This is a genomic window from Phaeobacter inhibens DSM 16374, from assembly GCF_000473105.1.
Taxonomy (GTDB): Bacteria; Pseudomonadota; Alphaproteobacteria; order Rhodobacterales; family Rhodobacteraceae; genus Phaeobacter; species Phaeobacter inhibens.
Window position 1 is genome coordinate 3064077 of the sequence record NZ_KI421498.1, and the last position, 25673, is coordinate 3089749.

General features: G+C 57.0%; 20 protein-coding genes. 13 read left to right on the forward strand and 7 right to left on the reverse strand.

What is annotated here, in order from left to right; all coding sequences use genetic code 11:
* Positions 1–61: 61 nt before the first annotated feature.
* Positions 62–4198, forward strand: a complete 4137-nt coding sequence (gene rpoB, locus INHI_RS0118510) for a DNA-directed RNA polymerase subunit beta (RefSeq protein WP_014876025.1) — start codon at positions 62–64, stop codon at positions 4196–4198.
* 51 nt (positions 4199–4249) lie between these two features.
* A complete protein-coding gene (gene rpoC / locus INHI_RS0118515) occupies positions 4250–8491 on the forward strand; it encodes a DNA-directed RNA polymerase subunit beta' (protein WP_014876024.1) in 4242 nt (1413 codons plus the stop codon).
* A gap of 133 nt (positions 8492–8624) precedes the next feature.
* On the opposite strand, the gene INHI_RS20760 is transcribed toward rpoC, so the two are convergent.
* Genes INHI_RS20760 through INHI_RS0118540 form a run of 5 tightly spaced genes read right to left on the reverse strand, consistent with a single transcriptional unit; the run spans position 8625 to position 12104 of the window.
* Positions 8625–9230, reverse strand: a complete 606-nt coding sequence (locus tag INHI_RS20760) for a hemerythrin domain-containing protein (protein WP_155805616.1) — start codon at positions 9228–9230, stop codon at positions 8625–8627.
* Positions 9212–9754, reverse strand: a complete 543-nt coding sequence (locus INHI_RS20765; RefSeq protein WP_027248545.1) for an antibiotic biosynthesis monooxygenase — start codon at positions 9752–9754, stop codon at positions 9212–9214. The genes INHI_RS20760 and INHI_RS20765 overlap by 19 nt, the downstream gene beginning before the upstream one ends.
* On the reverse strand, positions 9751–10686 hold the full coding sequence (locus INHI_RS0118530) for a glutathione S-transferase family protein (RefSeq protein WP_027248546.1): 936 nt from the start codon (positions 10684–10686) through the stop codon (positions 9751–9753). The genes INHI_RS20765 and INHI_RS0118530 overlap by 4 nt, the downstream gene beginning before the upstream one ends.
* A gap of 56 nt (positions 10687–10742) precedes the next feature.
* A complete protein-coding gene (locus tag INHI_RS0118535; RefSeq protein ID WP_027248547.1) occupies positions 10743–11381 on the reverse strand; it encodes an isochorismatase family protein in 639 nt (212 codons plus the stop codon).
* 30 nt (positions 11382–11411) lie between these two features.
* Positions 11412–12104 (reverse strand): pirin family protein, encoded by a 693-nt coding sequence (locus tag INHI_RS0118540; protein WP_081698714.1) that lies wholly within the window; start codon positions 12102–12104, stop codon positions 11412–11414.
* A 97-nt stretch (positions 12105–12201) separates the two neighbouring features.
* Between INHI_RS0118540 and INHI_RS0118545 the strand changes: the two genes are divergently transcribed.
* The 3 genes from INHI_RS0118545 (at position 12202) to INHI_RS0118560 (ending at position 15052) form a co-directional block, all read left to right on the forward strand.
* Entirely contained in the window at positions 12202–13098 is an 897-nt protein-coding gene (locus tag INHI_RS0118545) for a LysR family transcriptional regulator (protein ID WP_014876019.1), read from the forward strand.
* 230 nt (positions 13099–13328) lie between these two features.
* Positions 13329–14153, forward strand: coding sequence for a glycosyltransferase (locus INHI_RS0118555; protein WP_027248550.1), 825 nt, complete (start codon positions 13329–13331; stop codon positions 14151–14153).
* A gap of 50 nt (positions 14154–14203) precedes the next feature.
* On the forward strand, positions 14204–15052 hold the full coding sequence (locus INHI_RS0118560; protein WP_415837529.1) for a DMT family transporter: 849 nt from the start codon (positions 14204–14206) through the stop codon (positions 15050–15052).
* Between the two features lie 6 nt (positions 15053–15058).
* Here INHI_RS0118560 and INHI_RS0118565 read toward each other — a convergent pair whose 3' ends face one another.
* Positions 15059–15835, reverse strand: coding sequence for a putative rhamnosyl transferase (locus INHI_RS0118565; RefSeq protein ID WP_027248552.1), 777 nt, complete (start codon positions 15833–15835; stop codon positions 15059–15061).
* 415 nt (positions 15836–16250) lie between these two features.
* On the opposite strand from INHI_RS0118565, the gene rpsL reads away from it, so the two are divergent.
* From rpsL to INHI_RS0118610, 8 genes are all read left to right on the forward strand, one after another.
* The gene (gene rpsL, locus INHI_RS0118570) at positions 16251–16622 is read left to right on the forward strand and encodes a 30S ribosomal protein S12 (protein ID WP_005621086.1); all 372 of its coding nucleotides are present in this window, start codon (positions 16251–16253) and stop codon (positions 16620–16622) included.
* A 15-nt stretch (positions 16623–16637) separates the two neighbouring features.
* Complete coding sequence (gene rpsG, locus INHI_RS0118575) at positions 16638–17108, forward strand: 30S ribosomal protein S7 (RefSeq protein ID WP_014876015.1); 471 nt, start codon at positions 16638–16640, stop codon at positions 17106–17108.
* Positions 17109–17126: 18 nt separating this feature from the next.
* On the forward strand, positions 17127–19247 hold the full coding sequence (gene fusA / locus INHI_RS0118580; protein WP_014876014.1) for an elongation factor G: 2121 nt from the start codon (positions 17127–17129) through the stop codon (positions 19245–19247).
* A gap of 66 nt (positions 19248–19313) precedes the next feature.
* Complete coding sequence (tuf, locus tag INHI_RS0118585) at positions 19314–20489, forward strand: elongation factor Tu (RefSeq protein ID WP_014876013.1); 1176 nt, start codon at positions 19314–19316, stop codon at positions 20487–20489.
* A 1187-nt stretch (positions 20490–21676) separates the two neighbouring features.
* Complete coding sequence (gene rpsJ, locus INHI_RS0118595; RefSeq protein WP_008563081.1) at positions 21677–21991, forward strand: 30S ribosomal protein S10; 315 nt, start codon at positions 21677–21679, stop codon at positions 21989–21991.
* A 17-nt stretch (positions 21992–22008) separates the two neighbouring features.
* A complete protein-coding gene (gene rplC, locus INHI_RS0118600) occupies positions 22009–22722 on the forward strand; it encodes a 50S ribosomal protein L3 (RefSeq protein ID WP_014876010.1) in 714 nt (237 codons plus the stop codon).
* Positions 22719–23336: a 50S ribosomal protein L4 gene (gene rplD, locus INHI_RS0118605; RefSeq protein WP_014878913.1), complete on the forward strand. Its 618-nt coding sequence runs from the start codon at positions 22719–22721 to the stop codon at positions 23334–23336. Before rplC ends, rplD begins: the two co-directional genes overlap by 4 nt.
* Positions 23333–23629 (forward strand): 50S ribosomal protein L23, encoded by a 297-nt coding sequence (locus INHI_RS0118610; RefSeq protein WP_024095825.1) that lies wholly within the window; start codon positions 23333–23335, stop codon positions 23627–23629. Before rplD ends, INHI_RS0118610 begins: the two co-directional genes overlap by 4 nt.
* A gap of 345 nt (positions 23630–23974) precedes the next feature.
* Here the strand turns inward: INHI_RS0118610 and INHI_RS0118615 are convergent, their stop codons facing one another.
* On the reverse strand, positions 23975–25363 hold the full coding sequence (locus INHI_RS0118615; RefSeq protein ID WP_027248554.1) for a hypothetical protein: 1389 nt from the start codon (positions 25361–25363) through the stop codon (positions 23975–23977).
* Positions 25364–25673 lie beyond the last annotated feature (310 nt).

Genomic DNA, 25673 nt, shown 5'->3' on the forward strand with positions numbered 1-25673 from the left:
GCAAGGTGCCGGGGCCCGGCGGCATCCTTGCTCAGTGAGAATTGGAAAGGTGACATCTGACATGGCTCAATCGTTCCTTGGCCAGAAACGTCTTCGCAAATACTACGGTAAAATCCGCGAAGTCCTGGACATGCCGAACCTCATCGAGGTCCAGAAATCTTCTTACGACCTCTTCCTGCGCTCTGGTGATGCAGAACAGCCGCTCGACGGCGAAGGCATCATGGGCGTGTTCCAGTCGGTATTCCCGATCAAGGACTTTAATGAGACGTCGGTTCTGGAGTTCGTGAAATATTCCTTCGAGCGTCCGAAGTACGACGTCGAGGAATGTATGCAACGCGACATGACCTATTCAGCTCCGCTGAAGGTCACATTGCGTCTGATCGTCTTTGATGTCGACGAAGATACCGGCGCCAAGTCGGTAAAGGACATCAAGGAACAGGACGTCTACATGGGCGATATGCCCCTGATGACGCCGAACGGCACCTTTGTGGTCAACGGCACCGAGCGTGTGATCGTGTCCCAGATGCACCGTTCGCCGGGCGTGTTCTTTGATCACGACAAAGGCAAGACGCATTCTTCGGGTAAGCTGCTGTTTGCCTGCCGCATCATCCCGTATCGCGGTTCCTGGCTCGACTTCGAATTTGACGCCAAGGACATCGTTTTTGCGCGCATCGACCGTCGCCGCAAACTGCCTGTAACGACCCTGCTCTATGCGCTGGGTCTGGATCAGGAAGGCATCATGGATGCCTATTACAACACCGTGAACTTCAAGCTTGAGAAGAGCCGTGGCTGGGTTACGCCGTTCTTCCCCGAGCGTGTGCGCGGTACCCGTCCGACCTATGATCTGGTCGACGCGGCCACCGGTGAGATCTTTGCCGAAGCGGGCAAGAAGGTCACGCCGCGCGCCGTTAAGAAGATGATCGACGAAGGCAACATCACCGACCTACTGGTGCCCTTCGAGCATATTGTTGGCAAGTTTGTCGCCAAGGACATCATCAACGAAGAGAACGGCGCCATCTACGTCGAGGCCGGCGATGAGCTGACACTCGAGTACGACAAGGGCGGCGAGCTGATTGGCGGCACCGTCAAGGAACTGATCGATGCCGGCATCACCGACATCCCGGTTCTGGACATCGACAACATCAACGTCGGTCCCTATATGCGCAACACTATGGCGCAGGATAAAAACATGGGCCGCGACACCGCGCTCATGGATATCTACCGCGTTATGCGCCCAGGTGAGCCGCCGACCGTCGAGGCAGCCTCCGCGCTGTTTGACACGTTGTTCTTCGACTCTGAGCGCTATGATCTGTCCGCCGTTGGTCGTGTGAAGATGAACATGCGCCTTGCTCTGGATGCTGAGGACACTCAGCGGACCCTGCGCAAGGAAGACATCATCTCCTGCATCAAAGCGCTGGTTGAACTGCGTGACGGCAAGGGCGACATCGACGACATCGACCACCTCGGCAACCGTCGTGTGCGCTCCGTTGGCGAACTGATGGAAAACCAGTACCGCGTTGGCCTGCTGCGCATGGAACGTGCGATCAAGGAACGGATGTCCTCCGTCGAGATCGACACCGTGATGCCGCAGGATCTGATCAACGCCAAGCCCGCTGCGGCCGCGGTGCGTGAATTCTTCGGCTCCTCGCAGCTGTCGCAGTTCATGGACCAGACCAACCCGCTCTCCGAAGTGACGCACAAGCGTCGCCTTTCGGCGCTTGGGCCTGGCGGTCTGACCCGTGAGCGTGCTGGCTTTGAGGTGCGCGACGTTCACCCGACCCACTATGGTCGGATGTGCCCGATTGAGACACCGGAAGGCCCGAACATTGGTCTGATCAACTCGCTGGCGACCTTTGCCCGCGTGAACAAGTACGGCTTCATCGAAACACCCTACCGCGTCGTCAATGACGCCAAGGTGACCGACGAAGTTCACTACATGTCCGCGACCGAGGAAATGCGTCACACCGTAGCGCAGGCGAACGCGACACTGGACGAAGATGGCAAGTTCATCAACGATCTGGTCTCGACACGTCAGTCCGGCGACTACACCCTGGCCCCGCGTGAAAGCGTGGACCTGATCGACGTTTCGCCAAAACAGTTGGTATCGGTTGCGGCCTCGTTGATCCCGTTCCTTGAGAACGACGATGCTAACCGGGCTCTGATGGGCTCGAACATGCAACGTCAGGCGGTTCCGCTGCTGCGCGCAGAGGCACCGCTGGTCGGTACCGGTATCGAAGAGATCGTGGCACGGGATTCCGGCGCGGCCATCATGGCCAAGCGCGGTGGTATCATCGACCAGATCGACGCACAGCGTATCGTGATCCGGGCGACGTCCGATCTCGAAATGGGCGACGCGGGTGTGGACATCTACCGCATGCGCAAGTTCCAGCGTTCGAACCAGAACACCTGCATCAACCAGCGTCCGCTGGTGAAAGTAGGCCAGGAAGTCCGCAAGGGCGAAGTGATTGCTGATGGTCCGTCCACCGACATGGGTGAACTGGCTCTGGGTAAAAACGTCGTCGTGGCCTTCATGCCCTGGAATGGCTACAACTACGAAGACTCCATCCTGATCTCCGAGCGCATCGCGCGTGACGACGTCTTTACCTCGATCCACATTGAGGAATTCGAAGTCGCCGCCCGTGATACCAAGCTTGGGCCGGAAGAGATCACCCGCGACATTCCGAACGTCGGTGAAGAAGCGCTGCGTAACCTCGACGAGGCTGGCATCGTTTACATCGGTGCGGATGTGGAACCGGGCGACATTCTGGTCGGCAAGATCACACCCAAGGGCGAAAGCCCGATGACCCCGGAAGAAAAGCTGCTGCGCGCCATCTTCGGCGAAAAAGCATCTGACGTGCGCGACACCTCGCTGCGCGTGAAGCCGGGCGACTACGGGACCGTGGTCGAAGTGCGTGTCTTCAACCGTCACGGCGTCGAAAAAGACGAACGTGCGTTGCAGATCGAGCGTGAAGAAGTCGAGCGTCTGGCCCGTGACCGGGACGACGAGATGGGCATTCTGGATCGCAACATCTATGCACGCCTGCGTGGCATGCTGTTGGGTAAAACCGCAGTCAAGGGCCCCAAAGGTATTCGCGCCGGTTCGGAAATCACTGAAGAGCTGCTGGACACACTCAGCCGTGGTCAGTGGTGGATGTTGGCGCTTGAAGACGAGCAGAGCGCACAGGTCGTCGAGGCCCTGAACGAGCAGTACGAGGCACAAAAGCGTGCCCTGGATGCCCGTTTTGAGGACAAGGTCGAGAAAGTGCGTCGCGGCGATGATCTGCCGCCGGGTGTGATGAAGATGGTCAAAGTCTTCATCGCGGTGAAGCGCAAGCTTCAGCCGGGTGACAAGATGGCGGGCCGTCACGGAAACAAAGGTGTGATCTCGAAAGTGGTGCCGATGGAGGACATGCCGTTCCTCGCAGATGGTACTCCGGTCGATTTCTGTCTGAACCCGCTCGGCGTTCCTTCGCGGATGAACGTTGGTCAGATTCTGGAGACCCACATGGGTTGGGCCGCACGCGGTCTAGGCATCAAGATTGATGATGCGCTTCAGGATTACCGTCGCTCCGGCGATCTGACCCCGGTTCGTGAAGCGATGCATCACGCCTATGGTGACGACGTCTACGGTGAAGGTATTGCCGATATGACCGAGACCGATCTGGTCGAGGCCGCCGGCAATGTGACCCGTGGTGTGCCTATCGCAACACCAGTCTTTGATGGCGCCAAAGAGGCCGACGTCAACGACTCTCTGGTGCGCGCTGGCTTTGACACCTCTGGTCAGTCGATCCTGTTTGATGGCCGCACCGGCGAGCAGTTTGCCCGCCCTGTGACCGTCGGCATCAAGTATCTTCTGAAACTGCACCACCTGGTTGACGACAAGATCCACGCGCGTTCGACCGGTCCGTACTCCCTCGTTACCCAGCAGCCGCTGGGTGGTAAGGCTCAGTTCGGTGGTCAGCGCTTTGGTGAGATGGAAGTCTGGGCTCTGGAAGCTTATGGCGCCGCCTACACCCTGCAGGAGATGCTCACCGTGAAATCGGATGACGTTGCAGGCCGGACCAAGGTCTATGAATCGATCGTCAAGGGCGAGGACAACTTTGAAGCGGGCGTACCGGAATCGTTTAACGTTCTGGTGAAAGAAGTCCGTGGCCTCGGCCTGAATATGGAACTCCTGGATGCAGAGGGTGAGGAGTAAGGGCCTCGGCCCTTGCTTTCTCCCCTTTCTGCACGAATTTGAGGTATCAAAATGAACCAGGAACTGACGAATAATCCGTTCAACCCGCTGACACCGCCAAAGGTCTTTGATGAGATCAAGGTGTCGCTGGCATCGCCCGAGCGGATCCTGTCGTGGTCCTACGGCGAGATCAAAAAGCCGGAAACCATCAACTACCGGACGTTCAAACCCGAACGTGACGGTCTGTTCTGCGCGCGTATTTTTGGCCCGATCAAAGACTACGAATGTCTTTGCGGCAAATATAAGCGCATGAAATATCGCGGCGTTGTCTGCGAGAAATGCGGTGTGGAAGTCACCCTGCAAAAGGTCCGCCGCGAGCGCATGGGCCACATCGAACTGGCGTCGCCGGTTGCGCATATCTGGTTCCTCAAGTCGCTGCCGTCGCGCATCGGCCTGATGCTGGATATGACCCTGCGCGATCTTGAGCGGGTTCTGTATTTCGAAAACTACGTTGTCATCGAGCCGGGTCTGACTGACCTCACTTACGGCCAGATGATGACCGAAGAAGAATACATGGACGCCCAGGACCAGTTCGGTATGGACGCCTTCACCGCCAACATCGGCGCTGAAGCGATCCGTGAAATGCTGGCTGCCATCGATCTGGAAGCCGAAGCCGAGCATCTGCGTGCAGAGCTGGCCGAAGCCACAGGCGAGCTGAAGCCCAAGAAGATCATCAAGCGCCTGAAGGTTGTTGAGAGCTTCCTGGAATCCGGCAACCGCCCGGAATGGATGGTCATGACCGTCATTCCTGTGATCCCGCCGGAACTGCGCCCGCTGGTGCCGCTGGATGGGGGCCGCTTCGCGACCTCTGACCTGAACGATCTGTATCGTCGCGTCATCAACCGGAACAACCGCCTGAAGCGCCTGATTGAGCTGCGTGCGCCTGACATCATCGTCCGCAACGAAAAGCGGATGCTGCAGGAATCCGTGGATGCTCTGTTCGACAACGGTCGTCGTGGCCGCGTGATCACCGGCGCCAACAAACGTCCGCTGAAATCGCTGTCCGACATGCTGAAGGGTAAGCAGGGCCGCTTCCGTCAGAACCTTTTGGGTAAGCGGGTCGACTTCTCCGGTCGTTCGGTCATTGTGACCGGCCCCGAGCTGAAGCTGCACCAGTGCGGTCTACCGAAAAAGATGGCGCTCGAACTGTTCAAGCCCTTCATCTATTCGCGTCTGGAGGCCAAAGGTCTGTCCTCCACCGTGAAGCAGGCGAAGAAGCTGGTCGAAAAAGAGCGTCCCGAAGTCTGGGATATCCTCGACGAGGTTATTCGCGAACACCCTGTTATGCTGAACCGTGCGCCGACGCTGCACCGTCTTGGCATTCAGGCGTTTGAACCCACGCTGATCGAAGGTAAGGCCATTCAGCTGCACCCGCTGGTCTGCTCAGCGTTCAACGCGGACTTCGACGGTGACCAGATGGCTGTGCACGTTCCGCTGAGCCTCGAGGCCCAGCTGGAAGCGCGCGTCCTGATGATGTCCACGAACAACGTTCTGTCGCCTGCCAACGGCGCGCCGATCATCGTTCCGTCGCAGGATATGATCCTGGGTCTCTACTATGTGACCTTGGAACGCGAAGGCATGCCTGGTGAAGGCAAAATCTTTGGTACCATCGACGAGGTTCAGCACGCGCTGGACGCCGGCGAAGTGCACCTGCACACCAAGATCACAGCGCGGATCACTCAGATCGACGAAGAAGGCAACGAGGTCCTCAAGCGTTTTGAGACCACCCCGGGTCGTGTCCGTCTGGGCGCGCTGCTGCCGAAAAACGTCAAAGCACCGTTCGAGCTGGTCAACCGTCTTCTGCGGAAGAAAGAGGTTCAGCAGGTCATCGACACCGTCTACCGTTACTGCGGTCAGAAAGAGTCCGTGATCTTCTGTGACCAGATCATGACCATGGGTTTCCGTGAAGCGTTCAAGGCGGGCATTTCGTTCGGCAAGGACGACATGGTGATCCCCGACACCAAATGGACGCTGGTCGATGAGACCCGTGATCAGGTGAAGGACTTCGAACAGCAGTACATGGACGGCCTGATCACTCAGGGTGAAAAGTACAACAAAGTTGTCGATGCCTGGTCGAAGTGTAACGACAAAGTCACTGACGCGATGATGGGCACCATCTCCGCAGACAAGCGCAACGAGGCTGGCGCCGTAATGGAACCGAACTCGGTTTACATGATGGCTCACTCCGGTGCGCGTGGCTCGGTCACCCAGATGAAGCAGCTGGGCGGGATGCGTGGCCTGATGGCGAAGCCGAATGGCGACATCATCGAGACCCCGATCATCTCGAACTTTAAAGAAGGCCTGACCGTTCTCGAGTACTTCAACTCGACTCACGGTGCCCGTAAGGGTCTGTCGGATACCGCGCTTAAGACGGCGAACTCGGGTTACCTGACCCGTCGTCTGGTGGACGTAGCACAGGATTGCATTGTGCGCGATCGTGACTGTGGCACCGAGGCCGCGATCACTGCGGAAGCAGCGGTCAACGACGGTGAGGTTGTGGCCTCGCTTGGTGAACGTATTCTGGGTCGCGTTGCGGCTGAGGATATCAAGAAGCCTGGCACCGAGGAGATCATCGTCGCCGTAGGCCAGCTGATCGACGAACGCATGGCAGATGCAGTGGAAGAGGCCGGCGTTCAGTCGACCCGTATCCGCTCGCCGCTGACCTGTGAGGCCGAAGAAGGCGTCTGCGCCCAGTGCTATGGCCGTGACCTGGCCCGTGGCACGCAGGTGAACACCGGTGAGGCCGTCGGCATCATCGCCGCGCAGTCCATCGGTGAACCCGGTACACAGCTGACGATGCGGACCTTCCACATCGGCGGCGTTGCTCAGGGTGGCCAGCAGTCCTTCCTCGAAGCCTCGCAAGAGGGCAAGATCGTCTTCGAGATGCCGCAGACCCTGGAGAACGCCAACGGCGAGACCCTGGTTGTTGGTCGGAACATGAAGCTGATCATTCAGGACGAGCACGGTGAAGAGCGCGCCAGCCACAAGCTGGGTTACGGCTCCAAACTGTTCGTCAAGGAAGGTCAGTCCGTGGCCCGTGGCGACAAGCTGTTCGAATGGGATCCCTACACCCTGCCGATCATCGCCGAGAAACCCGGTACCGCGAAATATGTGGACCTGGTCTCCGGTATCGCCGTGCGGGATGAGACCGACGAAGCCACCGGCATGACCCAGAAGATCGTGATCGACTGGCGTGCGGCTCCGAAGGGCTCCGATCTCAAGCCGGAAATCATCCTGGTGGATGGCGATGGTGAGCCGGTGCGCAGCGATGCGGGCAACCCGCTGACCTATCCGATGTCCGTGGACGCCATTCTGTCGGTCGAAGAAGGCCAGCAAATCATGGCAGGTGACGTTGTCGCGCGTATCCCGCGTGAAGGCGCCAAGACCAAGGACATCACCGGTGGTCTGCCGCGCGTTGCGGAACTGTTCGAAGCTCGTCGCCCCAAGGATCACGCGATCATCGCCGAAATCGATGGTTATGTGCGCTTTGGCCGCGACTACAAGAACAAGCGTCGCATCTCGATCGAGCCGGCTGACGAGTCGATGGAGCCCGTCGAATACATGGTGCCCAAGGGCAAGCACATTCCGGTTCAGGAAGGTGACTTCGTCCAGAAGGGCGACTACATCATGGACGGCAACCCGGCGCCGCATGACATCCTGTCCATCATGGGTGTCGAGGCTCTGGCCAACTACATGATCGACGAGGTTCAGGACGTCTATCGCCTGCAGGGTGTGAAGATCAACGACAAGCACATCGAGGTGATCGTTCGCCAGATGCTGCAGAAGTGGGAGATCTCCGACTCCGGTGACACAACGCTGCTGAAAGGTGAGCATGTGGACAAGCAGGAGTTCGACACCGCCAACGAAAAGGCACTGTCACGCGGCAAGCGTCCGGCACAGGGCGAGCCGATCCTTCTGGGGATCACCAAGGCATCGCTCCAGACCCGGTCGTTCATCTCTGCGGCATCTTTCCAGGAAACCACCCGCGTTCTCACCGAGGCTTCGGTGCAGGGCAAACGCGACAAGCTGGTGGGCCTCAAAGAGAACGTCATCGTTGGCCGCCTGATCCCGGCTGGTACCGGTGGTGCCACTCAGCGGGTACGCAACATCGCTCAGGGACGTGACAATGTCGTCCTTGAGGCACGCCGCGAGGAGGCCGAAGCCGCCGCCGCACTGGCTGCCCCGTCGATGGATGATGTTGCCACCGAGGATAACCTCGACAATCTGGTGGAAACCCCAGAGAGCCGCGATTGATCCACGCTGATCTGAAATGAAAAAGCCCCTCGCAACCGATGTTGCGGGGGGCTTTTTCTTTGAGATGTCCGCAAACCTGATGGCTCGCTCTGCGGACGGTGCCGACCTTCACGTAAGCGAGCTCAATGACCACTTATCCATGCCGCAAAAAAATTGGGATAATGACTTCTTCTTCATCCCAGATATGGCGGTTGAGGATATTTTCCAGTGCTTGGCCACCCTTATGCAAGCCTATCAGTTGGTCGCGTGTGACCACGGGATCGTTTAGCTGGGTCAGTGCTGCTTGCGTGCCATCCAGTGCCGCATCCAATACCTTGTGATCGCCATCCAACAAAGAAAACCCACGGTTTAGTTCGGGGTACATCAATCCAAATTGAGGGAAGTAACCATGGTCTTCGATCTCATGGTGATGATGTGCAAATCCGATCAGGTTCTTGGCAAACGGCAGCAAATTCATTTGTGTGACTGCCTCACCGACATCACTGGCAGGCACGTCCAGAAGCCGCTCAATCCCACGCGACAGCTGTGCAGCGCCATCCAGCAGGTTGCGATGGATCGACATAAAGAAGCTTGCTTTGCCACCAAAACGCGGGTGATCTTCCCACTCGGATCGTGTGCTTTCCAACAAAGTCTCTTTTACCGAGGACGGAAGCGCTTTGCGCTTGCTGACATGATACTCAGGCAGATCATAATCGAGGAGCATTTTCGCAGCTTTCTGAATTATCTTGCCATCAGCCAAGGGCGCAGCACTTTACTGAGCCACGGCATAATAGGCCACGTTAAGAGCGCAGACAGAACAATCACGATAATCAAGACCTGAAGAAACTGCGGCAAGCCACCAATGATGGGTGAACTCAGCGCCATCAAAAGCATCAACATCGGGTAGACGGCAGCGGCGCTCATGGCCGTGCGCTTCCATGCTGGTGGCAAATGTGGGGCCGATCCCTCCGCATGATCCACCCACATCCCTAAGCCAATGGCCTGCACATGCTGCGCGGGGCCACCTGTAATGGCTTCGATCTTGGCCAACTTCTCGCGAATGGCTGGGTTTTCCCGCCACTGCGTCACAGCGGCTTCATCAGACCACCGCGACAACACTGTGTACTCGACCTGATGCGGGCGGCTGTGCCGCACGGTATCGACTGACAAGAAGCCGTTCTGGGCTTCGAACAATCGGTGCAGTTCTTCGACAAGCGCCTCGTAGCGAGCCTTGGCCTCCATTGGGACATGGTCCGTTACCGCCAATGTGACTGAATCGCTCATAGCACCAGCTCCGGTCCAGCAGGCACAATGCCGCTTGGATTTACACCGCGCAGGCTCGCCCAATAATGGGTCTTGATCTGATCGAACTTCACCGTGTCGGCGACATCGCCATGCTCATAGAGTTTCTGGCGCAGAGCCGAGAGATTTGGGTAATCCGCAATCCGTCGAATGTTGCATTTAAAAAGTGCGACATAGACCTGATCGAAGCGGATCAGCGTTGTGAACAACCGCCAGTCGGCTTCGGTCAACTGACCACCCACCAGATAGCCGCTGCCTTCTAACCGCGCCTCAACCGTGTCCAGCGCCGAGAACAGATCGGTGACTGCTTCTTCATATGCAGTCTGCGTTCCGGCAAACCCGCAACGGTAAACGCCATTGTTGATCTTGCTGTAAACGAGGTCATTCACCTCGCCGATTTCCGCCAGAAGCGCCTCAGGTGCAAAGTCGGTGTCATTTCCTGCAACGCCTACGAAAGCCGAGTTCAGCATTCGCGCAATCTCAGCGGATTCATTGCTGACAATGGTGTTTAGCTTTTTATCCCACAAGACCGGAACACTTACGCGGCCTGTGTATGTGGGGTCGGCGAGTGTATAGATTTCATGCAGATACCTCTTGCCGGAAAGGTGGTCGGGGAAGCCACCATCAGCATCGGTGAACTCCCAGCCGTCTTGGTTGACGATGGGGGCAACGGGCGAGACAGAAATCGCGTCTTCCAGCCCTTTCAGGTTGCGCATGATCAATGTGCGGTGCGCCCAAGGACAGGCATAACAAACATAGAGGTGATATCGGCCCACTTCAGGTGCAAACTTTGCGCCGGGGTCAATCGATATCCAGTTTCGGAAATCGGTTTCCTGACGGCGATAATGCCCATCCTCTGAGGCCAGAATGTCGCCCTCGCGGGTCCATATGCCATCAATCAATCTACCAGCCATCATGACCTCCCGGTTGGGTGCCCCAGCAGTATGAACCACTGGGGTCTTTGTTTCTTTTACTCAGCAGAGTCTTGTTGGGCTTGCTGTGCTAGATAGCTCTCATAAACAAGGCCATAGGCGGTGTGGGCGCCCAGAACGCCGCCCAGCGGATACCCCACCGGGTTGCGCCAATCGTCCATAACCTCGGCCAGCACAGAGCCCCAAGTTGTGACTTTCACACCGGCCTGACTCATCCGCAGCATGGCGGCATCACGGGTCACTTCATCCCATGTTCCTGAGGCGTCAACGACGGCATAGACGTCGTAACCTTCGGCAACCGCCGACAACGCAGGAAACAACAGGCAAACATCCGTGACAATGCCCGCCATAATGATCTTCTTGCGACCTGTTGCTTCGATCGCGGCTTTGAAATCTGGAGATTTCCATGCGTTGATTTCGCCAGCGCGGTTGATCACGGTATCGCCAAGCACGTTGGTGATGTCCGACAGGATCGGGCCATTGGGACCTTCCGACAGGGATGCTGTGACCACCGATGGAATACCTGCGGTTTTGGCCATGTTGGTCAGACCGTTGATGTTCTTGCGCAGGGTTTCAGGCTGAATGTCACGCACACTGGCGAGCAAACCAGTTTGGTGATCGATCATCGCCAATACAGCGTTATCTGGTGTCAGGAATTCTGAAAACTTATCAGACATGGGAGTGCCCTTTCGGTTGGGTTGGGGAGGTTAGGCCAGTGTGCCGACCAGAATGAATTGAACGTCGGTCATGGCTGTGAAGGTGCCATTGGCACCACGGATCAGATCGCCACCGGTCAGATCCGTTGTTTTAAATTGTCCATCGCCTTTGGCGACATAGGCCAAGTAAGGAGCTGTCAGTTCGATGCTCTGCCCTGCGGTAAGCATGGCCACGTCGATGGTGGTTTTGGCCGAGAAAGACTTCGTGTGGTCAGGCAAACCGCCATAAATACGGACTGTTTCACCCCATGTCGGGCTGAACTTTTTGTACCCGGCTGGTTCGCCTTTCACTTCGGGCATGACCCAAAGTTGAAGCATCCGGTTCTGGGTTTCATCAGGGTTCACTTCGTTATGTTTGAACCCTTCGCCGCCAGCCCGTTGGACCTGTGCGTCGTTGGTGTCGAGCGATCCGCCGTGTTCCAAAGACCCCTGATGCGCGATGCGGCCTTCCACCATGACAGAGATCACATCGATCTCTTTGTGTGGATGCATGGTTGTTTCACCTTTGGGATTAAACCGCGCATCAGCCAGATAAACAAAGTTACCGATGCCATCCCAGGCATCCGGATTGGCGCGGTCACCCCAGAGCTTTTTGCCGGTTACAAGACGGTGTTCCTTCAAGCCCGCGAAGCCGCCTTCCGTTAGCATATCGCGGTGCAGAATTTCCAAACTTTGCGATGTCATAGCGTGTCCAATCAAGCGTGTTGCATTGCTTGGTCAGAATATGAGACTATTCCATTTGTGGATCAATTGAGCAAAATGGCAAAAGAAAATTCTAAAAATGGAACATAGAGACTTAAACGATTTGGCCGTTTTTGCAGCCATTGCGCAGGCTGGTAGCATTACGGGTGCTGCCAAAAAGATGAAGCTTCCGAAGTCGAACGTCAGCCGCAGGCTTTCTCGGTTGGAAGACCGCCTCGGTGTTCAATTGATCGAGCGCAACACCCGCAGCAGTCGGCTGACGTCGATTGGTATACGTTACGCCGATTACTGTCGTTTGATGGTAGAAGAAGCCAATGCTGCCGACGCTGTTGTTGAGACAAGCCTGGGAGAACCGGCAGGGGAACTGAGGGTGTCAGCCTCGGTACTGGTCGGGCAGCAAATCATTGCGCCAGCGATAGCGGCCTATGGTCAGCAGTTCCCCAAAGTTCAAGTCATCCTGGAATTGACGAACATGAGGGCAAACCTGATTGAGGATGGCTTTGATCTTGCATTCCGCATTGGTGAAAAGCCGGATTCCTCGATGATGTCACAAGCCATAGGGACGTTTCCTTTTGGTCTCTATGCCAGCCCCGGCTACTTGCGCAGTTCGGGCAACCCTCAGCTGCCCAGGGATTTGCAGCACCATCGGTGCTTGATAATGCGCAGCGGGTTCAAAACCTCCCGGTGGAAACTACAGCGAGACGGAGAAGTCATAGATTTCGCGGCCAATGGGGATGTCGTCGTTAACGACTTTCTAACCCTTCGAAACCTGGCTATCGCAGGTGGCGGTATCGCGATGCTTCCGGCCTATGCTGTACACGCAGAGTGCGCCTCCAGCCTTCTTTCCGCTGTCCTACCAAATTGGAGTGCTTCAAGTGTGCCTCTGTCGGCAATCTATCCGAGCCGCCGCGGCGCGACGCTCAAACAAAGGGCTTTTATCGACCACGTAAGACAAGCTGCGGAGAACTTGGCTTGATTAAGGATTTTGGTGGCAAAACCGACATTGATGCAGAACGCAGCAGCGGTAGTTATGGGCTCGAAGCGGACCAACGCGATGTGCGGACATCTCGTTTTTCGTTGCACCGACTTCGCTTGCGGGCCGACCGCGCGGTTCGCACGATTTAGGATCTTCCCAATTCGCGCCGGGAATGGTCTCTTGCTGCGGATGACGAAGAGCCCCGTCGGGCCGTAACAGGACAGCGAAGAATGGATATCAAACTCAGCGTTGTTGGCTTGGTGCGCTTCTCGGTGCTGACCCCGACTTACTATTCCGAACGTTTTGCCACGCTTGGGGATACGGCGGCCCATCTCTTCGCGCCAGAGCGGATGGAGCTGCGGTTTCGGGTGTTCGAACGGCTGTGTCTGCGCTCCCTTCTGCGCCAGAGCGATCAGGGGTTTCATCTGATCCTCCTCACCGCCGAAGATATGCCCGAGGCCTATTTGGAGCGCCTTGCGCGTCTGCTGGAGCCTGCCACCAATATAACGCTGATGCCCGTCGGCCCCGGTACCCATTATCGAATGCTGAAGCAGGGTTATAACGCGGTTCCACTTGATGGTGCGACGCATCGGCTGATGTTCCGGCTGGATGATGACGATGCGGTGGATTTGGATTATGTCGCGCGCAATCGCCGCCTCGCCATGGGGCTGATCCCCCTGCAGAGCGGCGACACGCCTTTCATCCTGGCCAACAACCGCGGCCTTTACCTGCGGCGCACTCAGGGGCCGGATGGCCCGACGGATGAGATTTTCGACGCCTGCGAGAAGGCGCCGCTGTCGGTAGGGGCCGCGCTTGTGGCTCCGGTGGAGTACCGCGACAATCCCTATCGCTACAATCACCGCCGCTACGCGCAGCATTGGAACACATATTCTGACATTTCTACACCCGGCTTTCTGCGCACGATTCATGGCGACAACAAATCCCGTCCGGCGCAAATGGGGATTACACATAAGATGTCGGACACGCAGATCGCCACAGCACTGGACCGCCATTTCGCTATGACACCGGATCAATTGCGCGACGTGTTGCCGTGATCTCTCGGCTGACTGGAAACCAGCTGGGCGCGCTCTTGATGGTCGGCAGCATGGCGGGCTTCACCCTGAACGACGGGATGGTCAAACTTGCCGGACAAAGCCTGCCCCTCTCGCAGATCCTTGTGGTGCGCGGTGTGGCCGTCAGCCTGCTGATCTATGCGCTGGCGCGGAGCTATGGCGGATTGCGTCTGTCGCTCTCACGGCGTGACTGGGCCTTGGTTGCAGGGCGCAGCCTTGCTGAAATCGCCACCACTTATTTCTTTCTCAGCGCGCTGTTGACCCTGCCAATTGCGAATGTGACGGCCATCTTGCAGATGCTGCCGCTCACAGTGACGCTGGCGGCCGTGCTGCTGTTCGGAGAGCAGGTCGGCTGGCGACGGGCGACCGCCATCGGGGTTGGCTTTTTTGGCATGCTGTTGATCGTACGTCCGGGCGCTGATGGATTTGATACGGGCACAGGCTACGCGCTTGCGGCGGTGATCTGCATCACGGCTCGTGATCTCTTTACCCGGCGTATGTCGGCGGCCGTGCCATCGTTGACGGTCACATTGATGGCGGCTGTGTCGGTGTTGATGTTTGGCCTCGGGCTTGGCCTACAGGAGACATGGCAGCCGCTGACCCTTTCGACCACGCTGATCCTGCTGTTGGCAGCGGGCTGTATCTTTATCGGCTATCTGTTTTCAGTGATGGTGATGCGGGTGGGCGATGTCGCGGCGGTTGCGCCGTTCCGCTATACTGGACTGCTATGGGCGCTGCTGTTGGGGTGGCTCATGTTTGACACCTGGCCTGATGCGCTGACTCTTCTGGGGGCGGCGATTGTTGTGGGGGCGGGCGTCTTCAGCCTGTTGCGCGAACGCCCGCGGCGCGCCGCCACGCCAGACCTGTCACCACCGGAATGACACATCTTACCTCGTGATCGCAAAGCGCGCCTCGAATGCACCTTCCTGCTCGGGGGTGAGACGGGTCAACTCCGGCTCCTTGGCGCCTTTCTGGCGAGAGTCGTTGGAGGCATTGAGCGTTCGGACGAACATCGGCGCATTCGGGATCGTGATGCTGGGCATGAAGCGGGCGATCTTGTGGTGGGCGAAATTCATGATGCTCTGCTTGCATCCCCCCGCGACATACATGCCCATTGCGGCCACAAAATAGGGGCGGTGCACTTCGGCGGCATAAATCCCATCCGGTTGGAAACGGGCGGTGAATCCCTTGCAGAAATCAATTGCGAGGGTCTGGTTGCGCGCAATCAGCGGCCGACAGTCTTGAGCGGTTTGTCGCAGCCGTTCAACGAAATCGACTGACACCGCATCATCGTCATCATGGCGAAACTGCAAACAGGGGGCGTTGGGGTCGTGGCGGGCGTCATTCAGCACCTGTTTCATCACCTGTCTGTGCGGACCTGGGGGGAGGGCGCGGATCTTCACCTGCGGCATGTCCGCTGTTAACGCGCGCAGTCGCGCGATGTGTACCTCCGGTAGGCTGTCGCCGATGACAATCACCAGTGTGAAATTCGGATCGGTCTGAGCGCGCAGGCAGGGCAGGGCGACGGTCTCCATCAGATGAAACCGCTCTTCCAGACGCGCCTGTGCATAGAGATAGGCAATGCGCGCCTCTAAACTGTCATGCTCCACCTGAAAGCCGCCGATGGCCGGGTAGGAAAACCGGCATAGACCTATGACCTGCATTGCTGTAGACCCTCGCATCCACGGCCTCTCATATCGGCCTGGTCGTCGTCCGGAACTATGCACCGCGCTGGTTGTGCAGACAAGCAAGCTACTCGCACCGGTTCCCTCCCGGCGTTTGTCACACCTGTCGGTGTTGAGCGCGCCGGTGGCCGCTGTTGACATCCCCCGCGACTCCCCATATACGCCCGCCTATCCGGCACCCGGGGGTCGCCCCAAAAGCCGATATCAAAATCTAAGTGGCCCAAGATCTCGTGCGCCTATTTGCGCGGATCCTCTGTAAACCCACCGCGTCGTTTACCTCGGAATGGAAACGATTGCGGTTTTTGCGCTTGCGGACGCGTAAGTGCGACGAATTTAGCCGTACGTTCAAGGACGTGCATGACACATGTGTTGTTGAGACGGGGAAAGAACCGGAATGCCAACGATCCAACAGCTGATCCGCAAGCCGCGGCAGCCGAAAGTAAAACGCTCTAAGTCCATGCACCTGGAACAGTGTCCGCAAAAGCGCGGCGTCTGCACCCGTGTGTATACCACCACACCGAAGAAACCGAACTCCGCTATGCGGAAAGTTGCGAAGGTCCGCCTGACCAACGGTTTCGAAGTGATCTCCTACATCCCGGGTGAAAGCCACAACCTTCAGGAGCACTCCGTGGTTCTGATCCGTGGCGGCCGTGTAAAAGACCTTCCCGGTGTCCGTTACCACATCCTGCGTGGTGTTCTGGATACCCAGGGCGTCAAAGACCGTAAGCAACGCCGTTCGAAGTACGGCGCGAAGCGTCCTAAATAAGAAGGATATTGATAAATGTCTCGCCGTCACGCTGCTGAGAAACGCGAAGTCCTGCCCGACGCCAAGTTTGGCGACCGCGTTCTGACCAAATTCATGAACAACCTGATGATCGATGGTAAAAAATCGGTCGCAGAAAGCATCGTTTACAACGCATTCGACCGCGTTGAATCGAAAATCAAACGTGCCCCCGTGGAAGTGTTCCACGAAGCCCTGGACAACGTGAAGCCTTCCGTCGAAGTGCGTTCGCGTCGTGTGGGTGGTGCAACCTACCAGGTGCCTGTCGAAGTGCGCCCCGAGCGTCGCGAAGCCCTGGCGATCCGCTGGCTGATCAAAGCGGCCCGCGCACGCAACGAAAATACCATGGAAGAACGCCTCGCCGGTGAGCTGCTGGACGCTGTTCAGTCCCGCGGTACCGCCGTGAAGAAGCGCGAAGACACCCACAAGATGGCAGAGGCCAACAAAGCCTTCTCCCATTATCGCTGGTAAGCTAGGGGACCCAAACCTATGGCACGCGAATATCCGCTCGAACTATACCGTAACTTCGGTATCATGGCGCACATCGATGCAGGTAAAACCACCTGCTCCGAGCGCATCCTGTATTACACCGGCAAATCCCACAACATCGGTGAGGTGCACGATGGTGCAGCCACCATGGACTGGATGGAGCAGGAGCAGGAACGCGGCATCACCATCACTTCGGCTGCGACCACCACCTTCTGGGAACGCACCGAAGACGGTGAAACTGCTGACTCGCCCAAGCACCGCCTGAACATCATCGACACCCCCGGCCACGTTGACTTCACCATCGAAGTTGAGCGTTCGCTGGCGGTTCTCGACGGTGCTGTCTGTGTTCTGGACGCCAACGCTGGTGTTGAGCCCCAGACCGAAACCGTGTGGCGTCAGGCTGACCGCTACAAGGTTCCGCGTATGGTGTTCGTCAACAAGATGGACAAGATCGGCGCTGACTTCTTCAACTGCGTTAACATGATCGAAGACCGTACTGGCGCCCGCGCGGTTCCGGTTGGTATTCCGATCGGCGCAGAAACCGAGCTGGAAGGCCTGGTTGATCTGGTCAACATGGAAGAATGGCTGTGGCAGGGTGAAGACCTTGGCGCGTCGTGGATCAAAGCTCCGATCCGTGACAGCCTGAAAGACATGGCCGACGAATGGCGCGGTAAGATGATCGAAGCGGCCGTTGAGCAAGACGACGCTGCGATGGAAAACTACCTGATGGACGGCGCTGAGCCGGACGTCGCGACCCTGCGCGCTCTGCTGCGCAAGGGCACACTGGCACTGGACTTCGTTCCGGTCCTGGGTGGTTCCGCATTCAAGAACAAAGGCGTCCAGCCTCTGCTCAACGCTGTGATCGACTACCTGCCCAGCCCGCTGGACGTTGTTGATTACATGGGCTTCAAACCCGGTGATGAAACCGAAACCCGTGACATCGCCCGCCGTGCGGACGACGACATGGCGTTCTCGGGTCTGGCGTTCAAAATCATGAATGACCCCTTTGTCGGTTCGCTGACCTTCACCCGGATCTATTCCGGTGTGCTGAACAAGGGCGACACGCTGCTGAACTCGACCAAAGGTCGTAAAGAGCGCGTTGGCCGGATGATGATGATGCACTCCAACGACCGTGAGGAAATCACGGAAGCGTTTGCAGGCGACATCATCGCACTGGCAGGTCTGAAAGACACCACAACCGGTGACACGCTCTGCGCCGTCAACGATCCTGTGGTTCTGGAAACCATGACCTTCCCGGATCCGGTGATTGAGATCGCGGTTGAGCCGAAAACCAAGGCCGACCAGGAGAAAATGTCCCAGGGTCTGCAGCGTCTTGCTGCTGAAGATCCGTCCTTCCGCGTGGAGACCGACATCGAGTCCGGTCAGACCATCATGAAGGGCATGGGCGAACTTCACCTGGACATCCTGGTTGACCGTCTGAAGCGTGAATTCAAGGTCGAAGCCAACATCGGTGCGCCGCAGGTTGCTTATCGTGAGACCATCGGTCACGAAGTTGAACATACCTACACCCACAAGAAACAGTCGGGTGGTTCGGGTCAGTTCGGCGAAGTGAAGATGATCATCTCGCCGACAGAGCCTGGCGAAGGTTACTCCTTCGAATCCCGCATCGTTGGTGGTGCGGTTCCGAAGGAATACATCCCCGGTGTTGAAAAGGGCGTTCAGTCCGTCATGGATAGCGGCCCGCTGGCTGGCTTCCCCGTGATCGACTTCAAGGTTGCCCTGATCGACGGTAAGTTCCACGACGTTGACTCCAGCGTTCTGGCCTTCGAAATCGCAGCACGTATGTGTATGCGTGAAGGCATGCGCAAAGCTGGCGCCAAGATGCTGGAACCGATCATGAAGGTGGAAGTTATCACACCTGAGGATTACACCGGTGGCATCATCGGCGATTTGACCTCGCGTCGTGGTCAGGTGACCGGACAGGAGCCCCGCGGCAACGCAATTGCGATCGATGCATTTGTGCCGCTGGCGAACATGTTCGGCTACATCAACACCCTGCGTTCGATGAGCTCGGGCCGCGCCCAGTTCACCATGCAGTTCGATCACTACGATCCGGTTCCGCAGAACATCTCTGACGAGATCCAGGCGAAATTCGCATAAGCGAACAGATATTGAGGGGTTCGCGCCACGGCGCGTGCCCTTCTCAACACGAAAAGGAGGCCTCTCATGGCTAAGGAAAAGTTTGAACGTACAAAACCGCACGTCAACATCGGCACCATCGGCCACGTTGACCACGGCAAGACCACGCTGACCGCAGCGATCACCAAGTATTTTGGTGACTTCAAAGCCTACGACCAGATCGATGGCGCACCTGAAGAGAAAGCGCGCGGGATCACCATCTCGACCGCGCACGTGGAATATGAGACCGAAGCCCGTCACTACGCCCACGTCGACTGCCCCGGCCACGCTGACTATGTGAAGAACATGATCACCGGTGCGGCGCAGATGGACGGCGCGATCCTGGTTGTGAACGCTGCTGACGGCCCGATGCCGCAGACCCGCGAGCACATCCTGCTGGGCCGCCAGGTTGGCATCCCGAAGATGGTCGTGTTCATGAACAAAGTGGACCAGGTTGACGACGAAGAGCTCCTGGAGCTGGTCGAAATGGAAATCCGCGAACTGCTGTCTTCCTACGACTACCCCGGCGACGATATCCCGATCGTTGCAGGTTCGGCTCTGGCGGCGATGGAAGGCAACAAGCCTGAAATCGGCGAAGAGAAGATCAAGGAACTGATGGCGGCTGTTGACGATTACATCGACACCCCTGAGCGCGCTGTTGACCAGCCGTTCCTGATGCCGATCGAAGACGTGTTCTCGATCTCCGGTCGTGGTACCGTTGTGACCGGTCGTGTTGAGCGCGGCGTGATCAACGTTGGCGACTCGATCGAAATCGTTGGTATCCGTGACACCTCCACCACCACCTGTACCGGTGTGGAAATGTTCCGCAAGCTGCTGGATCGTGGTGAAGCTGGCGACAACATCGGCGCGCTGCTGCGCGGTGTGGACCGTGACGGCGTTGAGCGTGGTCAGGTTCTGTGTAAGCCGGGTTCTGTGAAGCCGCACACCAAGTTCGAAGCTGAGGCCTATATCCTCACCAAAGAAGAAGGTGGTCGTCACACCCCGTTCTTCGCGAACTACCGTCCGCAGTTCTACTTCCGCACCACCGACGTGACCGGCACCGTGACCCTGCCTGAGGGCACCGAGATGGTTATGCCGGGCGACAACCTGAAGTTCGACGTTGAGCTGATCGCACCGATCGCGATGGAAAACGGCCTGCGTTTCGCCATCCGCGAAGGCGGCCGCACCGTCGGCGCCGGCGTTGTGTCGAAAATCACCGACTAAGGTCGAGTTTCCATAGGAAACTCTGGCCAGTGGTGACAGCTGGTTTTCGCTAGAAAATCGCCGAGAGCCACACCGGTGAAACAAAAGAAAGGCCGCTCCAAACGGGGCGGCCTTTTTCTATGCGCTGAGGTCGGCGGGGCAGAGACCGGCCAGGGGCCGGAGGCCGTCTTGCAAAAGCTCCAGCGGAGCTTTTGAGGCCGCAGGGAGCGTTAGCTCCGGGGGAGATGCAATAGCGCCTGTACTCCAGGCATGGAAACACTGTCCACGCCATGCTTATGTGCAGTAAGTAGATGATTTTTCAAACTAGGTGATTGAACGGTGCAAAAAAGCGAACATTCATCTGAGGACATATTGCTAGGCCTCCAGTTTTGGGTGGAAGAGGCAAGCGCAGCAAGAAAAGCTGCTGCATACGTTCGGTGCTATGTAGAGGTTCAAACCGGTTATCTGGAAGAGAAAGAGAAGTCTGGCGGCACACTTTCAGACCCACACAATAATCCAGTTGCAAGAGTAGCTTACGGTCGACTCTATGCGACGTGGCGCTATTCTCATGCCGTGCGATTCATGACCAGAGTGGCTATGGTCTACGCGGGACTAAGAATGACCTCTACAAATTGTACAGTAGCGACGTATCCACTGGGATTGCTAGCCTCAAAATCGAGTTTAAGGATTTTGACCGACACAACGAAGAAAGACTCGATGAAATTGTATGTCTTCGTAAAAAGGCGGTAGCGCATTCAGATTTGGAGACCATTTTTAGAGAAATGGAAACCAACACAAAGGTGTCTGACGTCGTGGAGCTGGCTGAAGCTGTTGTAAGTCTCTTGGAGAAAATGTGTTCGGCATATCTCACTACGCGTACTCTATCCTCCGAGGAAGCGCGCTCCTTGATCATTCACCATGAAGTGCATGCGGCCCATGATGCAAGAAAATTTTGGGAACATAATTTTGCTCGTTGGGCAAAGTAGTTGCTCTTTCATCTCGACTTAACAAACCCAAACCCGTCGCCCGCCCCAAACGCAAACGTCTCGGTGCGGAACCCCTTGCCACACACGGCTATCAGGCGTATACGGCGCCATCCCGCTCTGCGGGGATGAGGCGGGGTGATTCCCGCCTTTTGGGTTCGATGAGGGTGCGCGGTGGTCGCTTGCCCTCCTCTCAACCCCAACGCCTGAAAAAAAGGCATGACTATGCAAAGCCAAAATATCCGTATCCGGCTGAAGGCATTCGACTTCCGCGTACTGGACGCCAGCACGCAGGAAATCGTGAACACTGCCAAGCGGACCGGCGCGCAGGTGCGCGGCCCGATCCCCCTGCCGAACAAGATTGAGAAATTCACCGTTCTGCGTGGCCCGCACGTTGACAAGAAATCTCGTGACCAGTTCGAGATCCGCACCCACAAGCGGCTCCTGGACATCGTTGATCCGACCCCCCAGACCGTGGACGCGCTGATGAAGCTCGACCTCGCCGCTGGTGTGGACGTCGAAATCAAGCTGCAATCCTAAGATCGGAGGGTAAACATATGCGCTCTGGTATTATCGCAAAGAAAGTCGGCATGACCCGGCTGTTCCTCGAAGACGGCAAGCAGGTTCCTGTGACCGTTCTTCAGCTGGACGGCCTGCAAGTGACCGCACAGCGCACCGAGGAAAAAGACGGCTACACCGCCGTTCAGCTCGGTGCAGGTTCGGCCAAGGTCAAGCGCGTCTCCAAAGCCATGCGCGGCCACTTCGCAGCAGCGAAGGTTGAGCCCAAGCGCAAGCTGGTTGAATTCCGCGTGCCTGCGGACGCCCTGATCGAAGTGGGTGCGGAAATCTCCGCCGAGCACTTCCTCGAAGGTCAGAAGGTTGACGTGACCGGCACCTCCATCGGTAAAGGTTTTGCCGGTGCGATGAAGCGCTGGAACTTTGGTGGTCTGCGCGCCTCGCACGGTGTGTCGATCTCCCACCGTTCCCACGGTTCGACCGGTCAGTGTCAGGATCCCGGCAAGGTTTTCAAAGGCAAGAAAATGGCCGGCCACATGGGTGCTGCCCGCGTGACCACTCAGAACCTTGAAGTCGTCAAGACCGATGCCGATCGTGGCCTGATCATGATCAAAGGCGCCGTTCCCGGCTCCAAAGGTGGCTGGGTCACCGTTAAAGACGCCGTGAAAAAGAAAGCCCCCGAAGGTCTGCCCTATCCGGCAGCTCTGAAGTCGGCTGCAGCGGAAGAAGTCTCCGCGGAAGGTGGTGAAGCATGAAACTTGATGTGATCAAACTGGACGGCGGCAAAGCCGGCGACATCGAGCTGGATGCAGAGCTGTTCGGCCTCGAGCCGCGCACCGACATCCTGCACCGTGTGGTGCGCTGGCAGCGTAACAACGCGCAGGCCGGCACGCACAAGGTCAAGACGCGGTCCGAGACCTCCTACTCGACCAAGAAGATCTATCGCCAAAAAGGCACTGGTGGCGCACGTCACGGTGACCGTAACGCGCCGATCTTCCGCAAGGGTGGTATCTACAAGGGTCCGACCCCGCGTTCGCACGGCCACGATCTGACCAAGAAATTCCGCAAGCTGGGTCTGCGCCACGCGCTGTCCGCCAAAGCAAAAGCGGGTGAACTGGTCGTTATTGAAAACGCCGATTCCGCAGGCAAGACAGCCGCTCTGGCCAAGCAGGTCAAGGACCTGGGCTGGAAGCGCGCGCTGGTCATCGATGGTGCATCCGTGGACGAGGGCTTCGCCCGCGCCGCGCGCAACATCGAAGGTCTGGATATCCTGCCGACAATGGGCGCAAACGTCTATGACATCCTGAAGCGTGACACCCTGGTGCTCACCAAAGCAGGTGTCGAAGCACTGGAGGCTCGCCTGAAATGAGCGCGAAGGCAGAACACTACGACGTGATCCGCAAGCCGATCATCACCGAAAAAGCAACCATGGCATCCGAAACCGGTGCAGTGGTGTTTGAAGTGGCGATCGACTCCAACAAGCCCCAGATCAAAGAAGCCGTCGAGGCGCTCTTTGGTGTGAAGGTCAAAGCGGTCAACACCACCATCACCAAGGGCAAGGTCAAGCGTTTCCGCGGCCAGATCGGCCGTCGCAAGGACGTGAAAAAAGCCTATGTGACCCTGGAAGAAGGCAACACCATCGACGTGTCCACCGGACTCTGAGATCTGTTTGTCTGAGACTTAAGAAGGCCCCTGCGAAAGCGGGGGCCTTTTTCGTTGGTGAATACTGCGAAGGTCAGCGCCTGACCCAGGGTGGGCGTGATGCGCCCTCCCGTTTCGCCAAAGGCAAGCCCGTGGTGTGACGGGGAGGGGCAGGCCACCGCGCCAGCGTCATGCCGAAGGCATGCCTCCGGCATGACCCGCCCCCATGGGGCGGCGCTTTCGCTGATGCTGTGCCTGTCGGTGAGCTTCTACGGATTTGGCGGGATAAACTGCCAAACGTGGGCGTTGAGAGAGCCACCCCGCGTGATGGCGCTGGCGCGGCTTGCAGGGAATCGCATCGCCTACCTATTCACTGAATAGTACGCTTCTATAGGCCTTTACAATTGGATGTAGCTGTACTCGATTGTTAACAGCGTCATCTTCGTGAAGTTCTCTTAGGGAAAGAAGGAAGCACAGCGCTTCCATTGCTTCAGTTGCGTCGAGAAGCTCCTTTGAGGAGCCGCTCGGGGAAGTGTCCAAGTAACCGTGAGCTGCGGGGTTGCGAAACTTATACGCCTTTTTCAGATGTGAAAGGGTTGGATCAATTCCTTGGGGTAATCCTATTCTGCCCCACGCGTGCGTTATCAGTCGAGAAAACCTGGTAGACCTGCTTTCCTCCCGAATTCTGGACAAGGCGTTAGGGATCCGATGCTCCATGTGTGAAAGACCGAGTTCCTCAGCCTTTAAGCAAGCAGCCTTAGCGATCTCGTTAATATGTGTCTTGTCGATTGATTTTTGGGCCTTCGCGGTGGGTATTTCTTCAAGCCATTTGCATGCATTTAAAAGCCGTTGCTCTCCGGAAGTGCGCTGCATCCCAAAAGCACCCATTGCCAAAGCGTACGTTCCGTACCAATTGTCAGAGCGGGAGATCCATTTGGTCAACGCTGCGCTGAGGAGTTCAATTTCGTGCTTATTATGGCAATTGAAGGGAGAGATGATTCTTTGCGTGACCTCGTCGCGTACACTTTCTGCGCTTTGAAGTTGAAAAACCTGAAACGATGTCTGAAAAGTACCATCCTTGTTTGCCGCCTCGATGTCCGCGAGGGAGAGTTTGCTTATTCTGACATTTTGGGCTGAAAGGTGAACTCCGAGGTTCAGAGAGCAAAACGCGACTATACAGTTGATTATACGGCGGTAGTCCATCAGGTCTACTGGGCGATCAAAATCCACTGTGAAGTGGGGTTTAAAATTGCTGAGTAGGCCAGTGAGCCGGTCGTATTTTGCGGAGTAGGCGACAACTACACTAAGGTTTCCTGTATGGATTTTGAATAGTTCCCGGCTGCATGAGGCTGTTTCCGGATTTTTCAGAAGCTGGAACTTTTCCTTGTTTTCAAAAATCGTTGAAGCGCCGGGAATAGCGAATGACAGGCTGCGAACGGGCTCTGTAAGTAGCCAAGCTTCGGGGCCTTCTAGTGCTAGATTGGCTTGAATGTTGTTCGAATGTACGGCCTCTGGAATTCTGTCCTGAAAAGAGAGGCGCTTGGCGGGGGAAGGGAAAAGCTGAAAGAGAGAAATCGTGCTAAGCCTAGCAGATTTTAGAGTGAGTGTGTCGTCGCTCTGCAGCTCTATTGGCCTATCAAACGAATAAAGTGTAGTCTCAATTCTTTCCCTGTCTGCCACAAAATTGCCTGTGAATGTTTGTCCACTTATAATGGTTTGGCAGAAGGTGTTGAGTTCGCCGCTCTTGAAGTTCATCATTCTCTCACTGATCTAAGCCCGTGGGTGTTTGGAACCATGATTTCTATTCATGTTCAAGTTGTGCGCGAAAACCGCAATTTGAATCACCCATTGCCACCCCTCCCATCCTCTGCTAAGCCGCACCAATCCTGACGACCCCGGATTCGCTCCGGGGTTATTACGTTTGTCGGGATGTTCGAACCTGGGGACCTTCGGGGCCCTATAATCTGGCCACCCTAGTAGGGCGTCTCATTGTGGGACAACCGGGCGGGGGGCTTACACATAGCGGGCCCAAAGACAAAAACCTAAGGGTCTGCACGCTAAACGG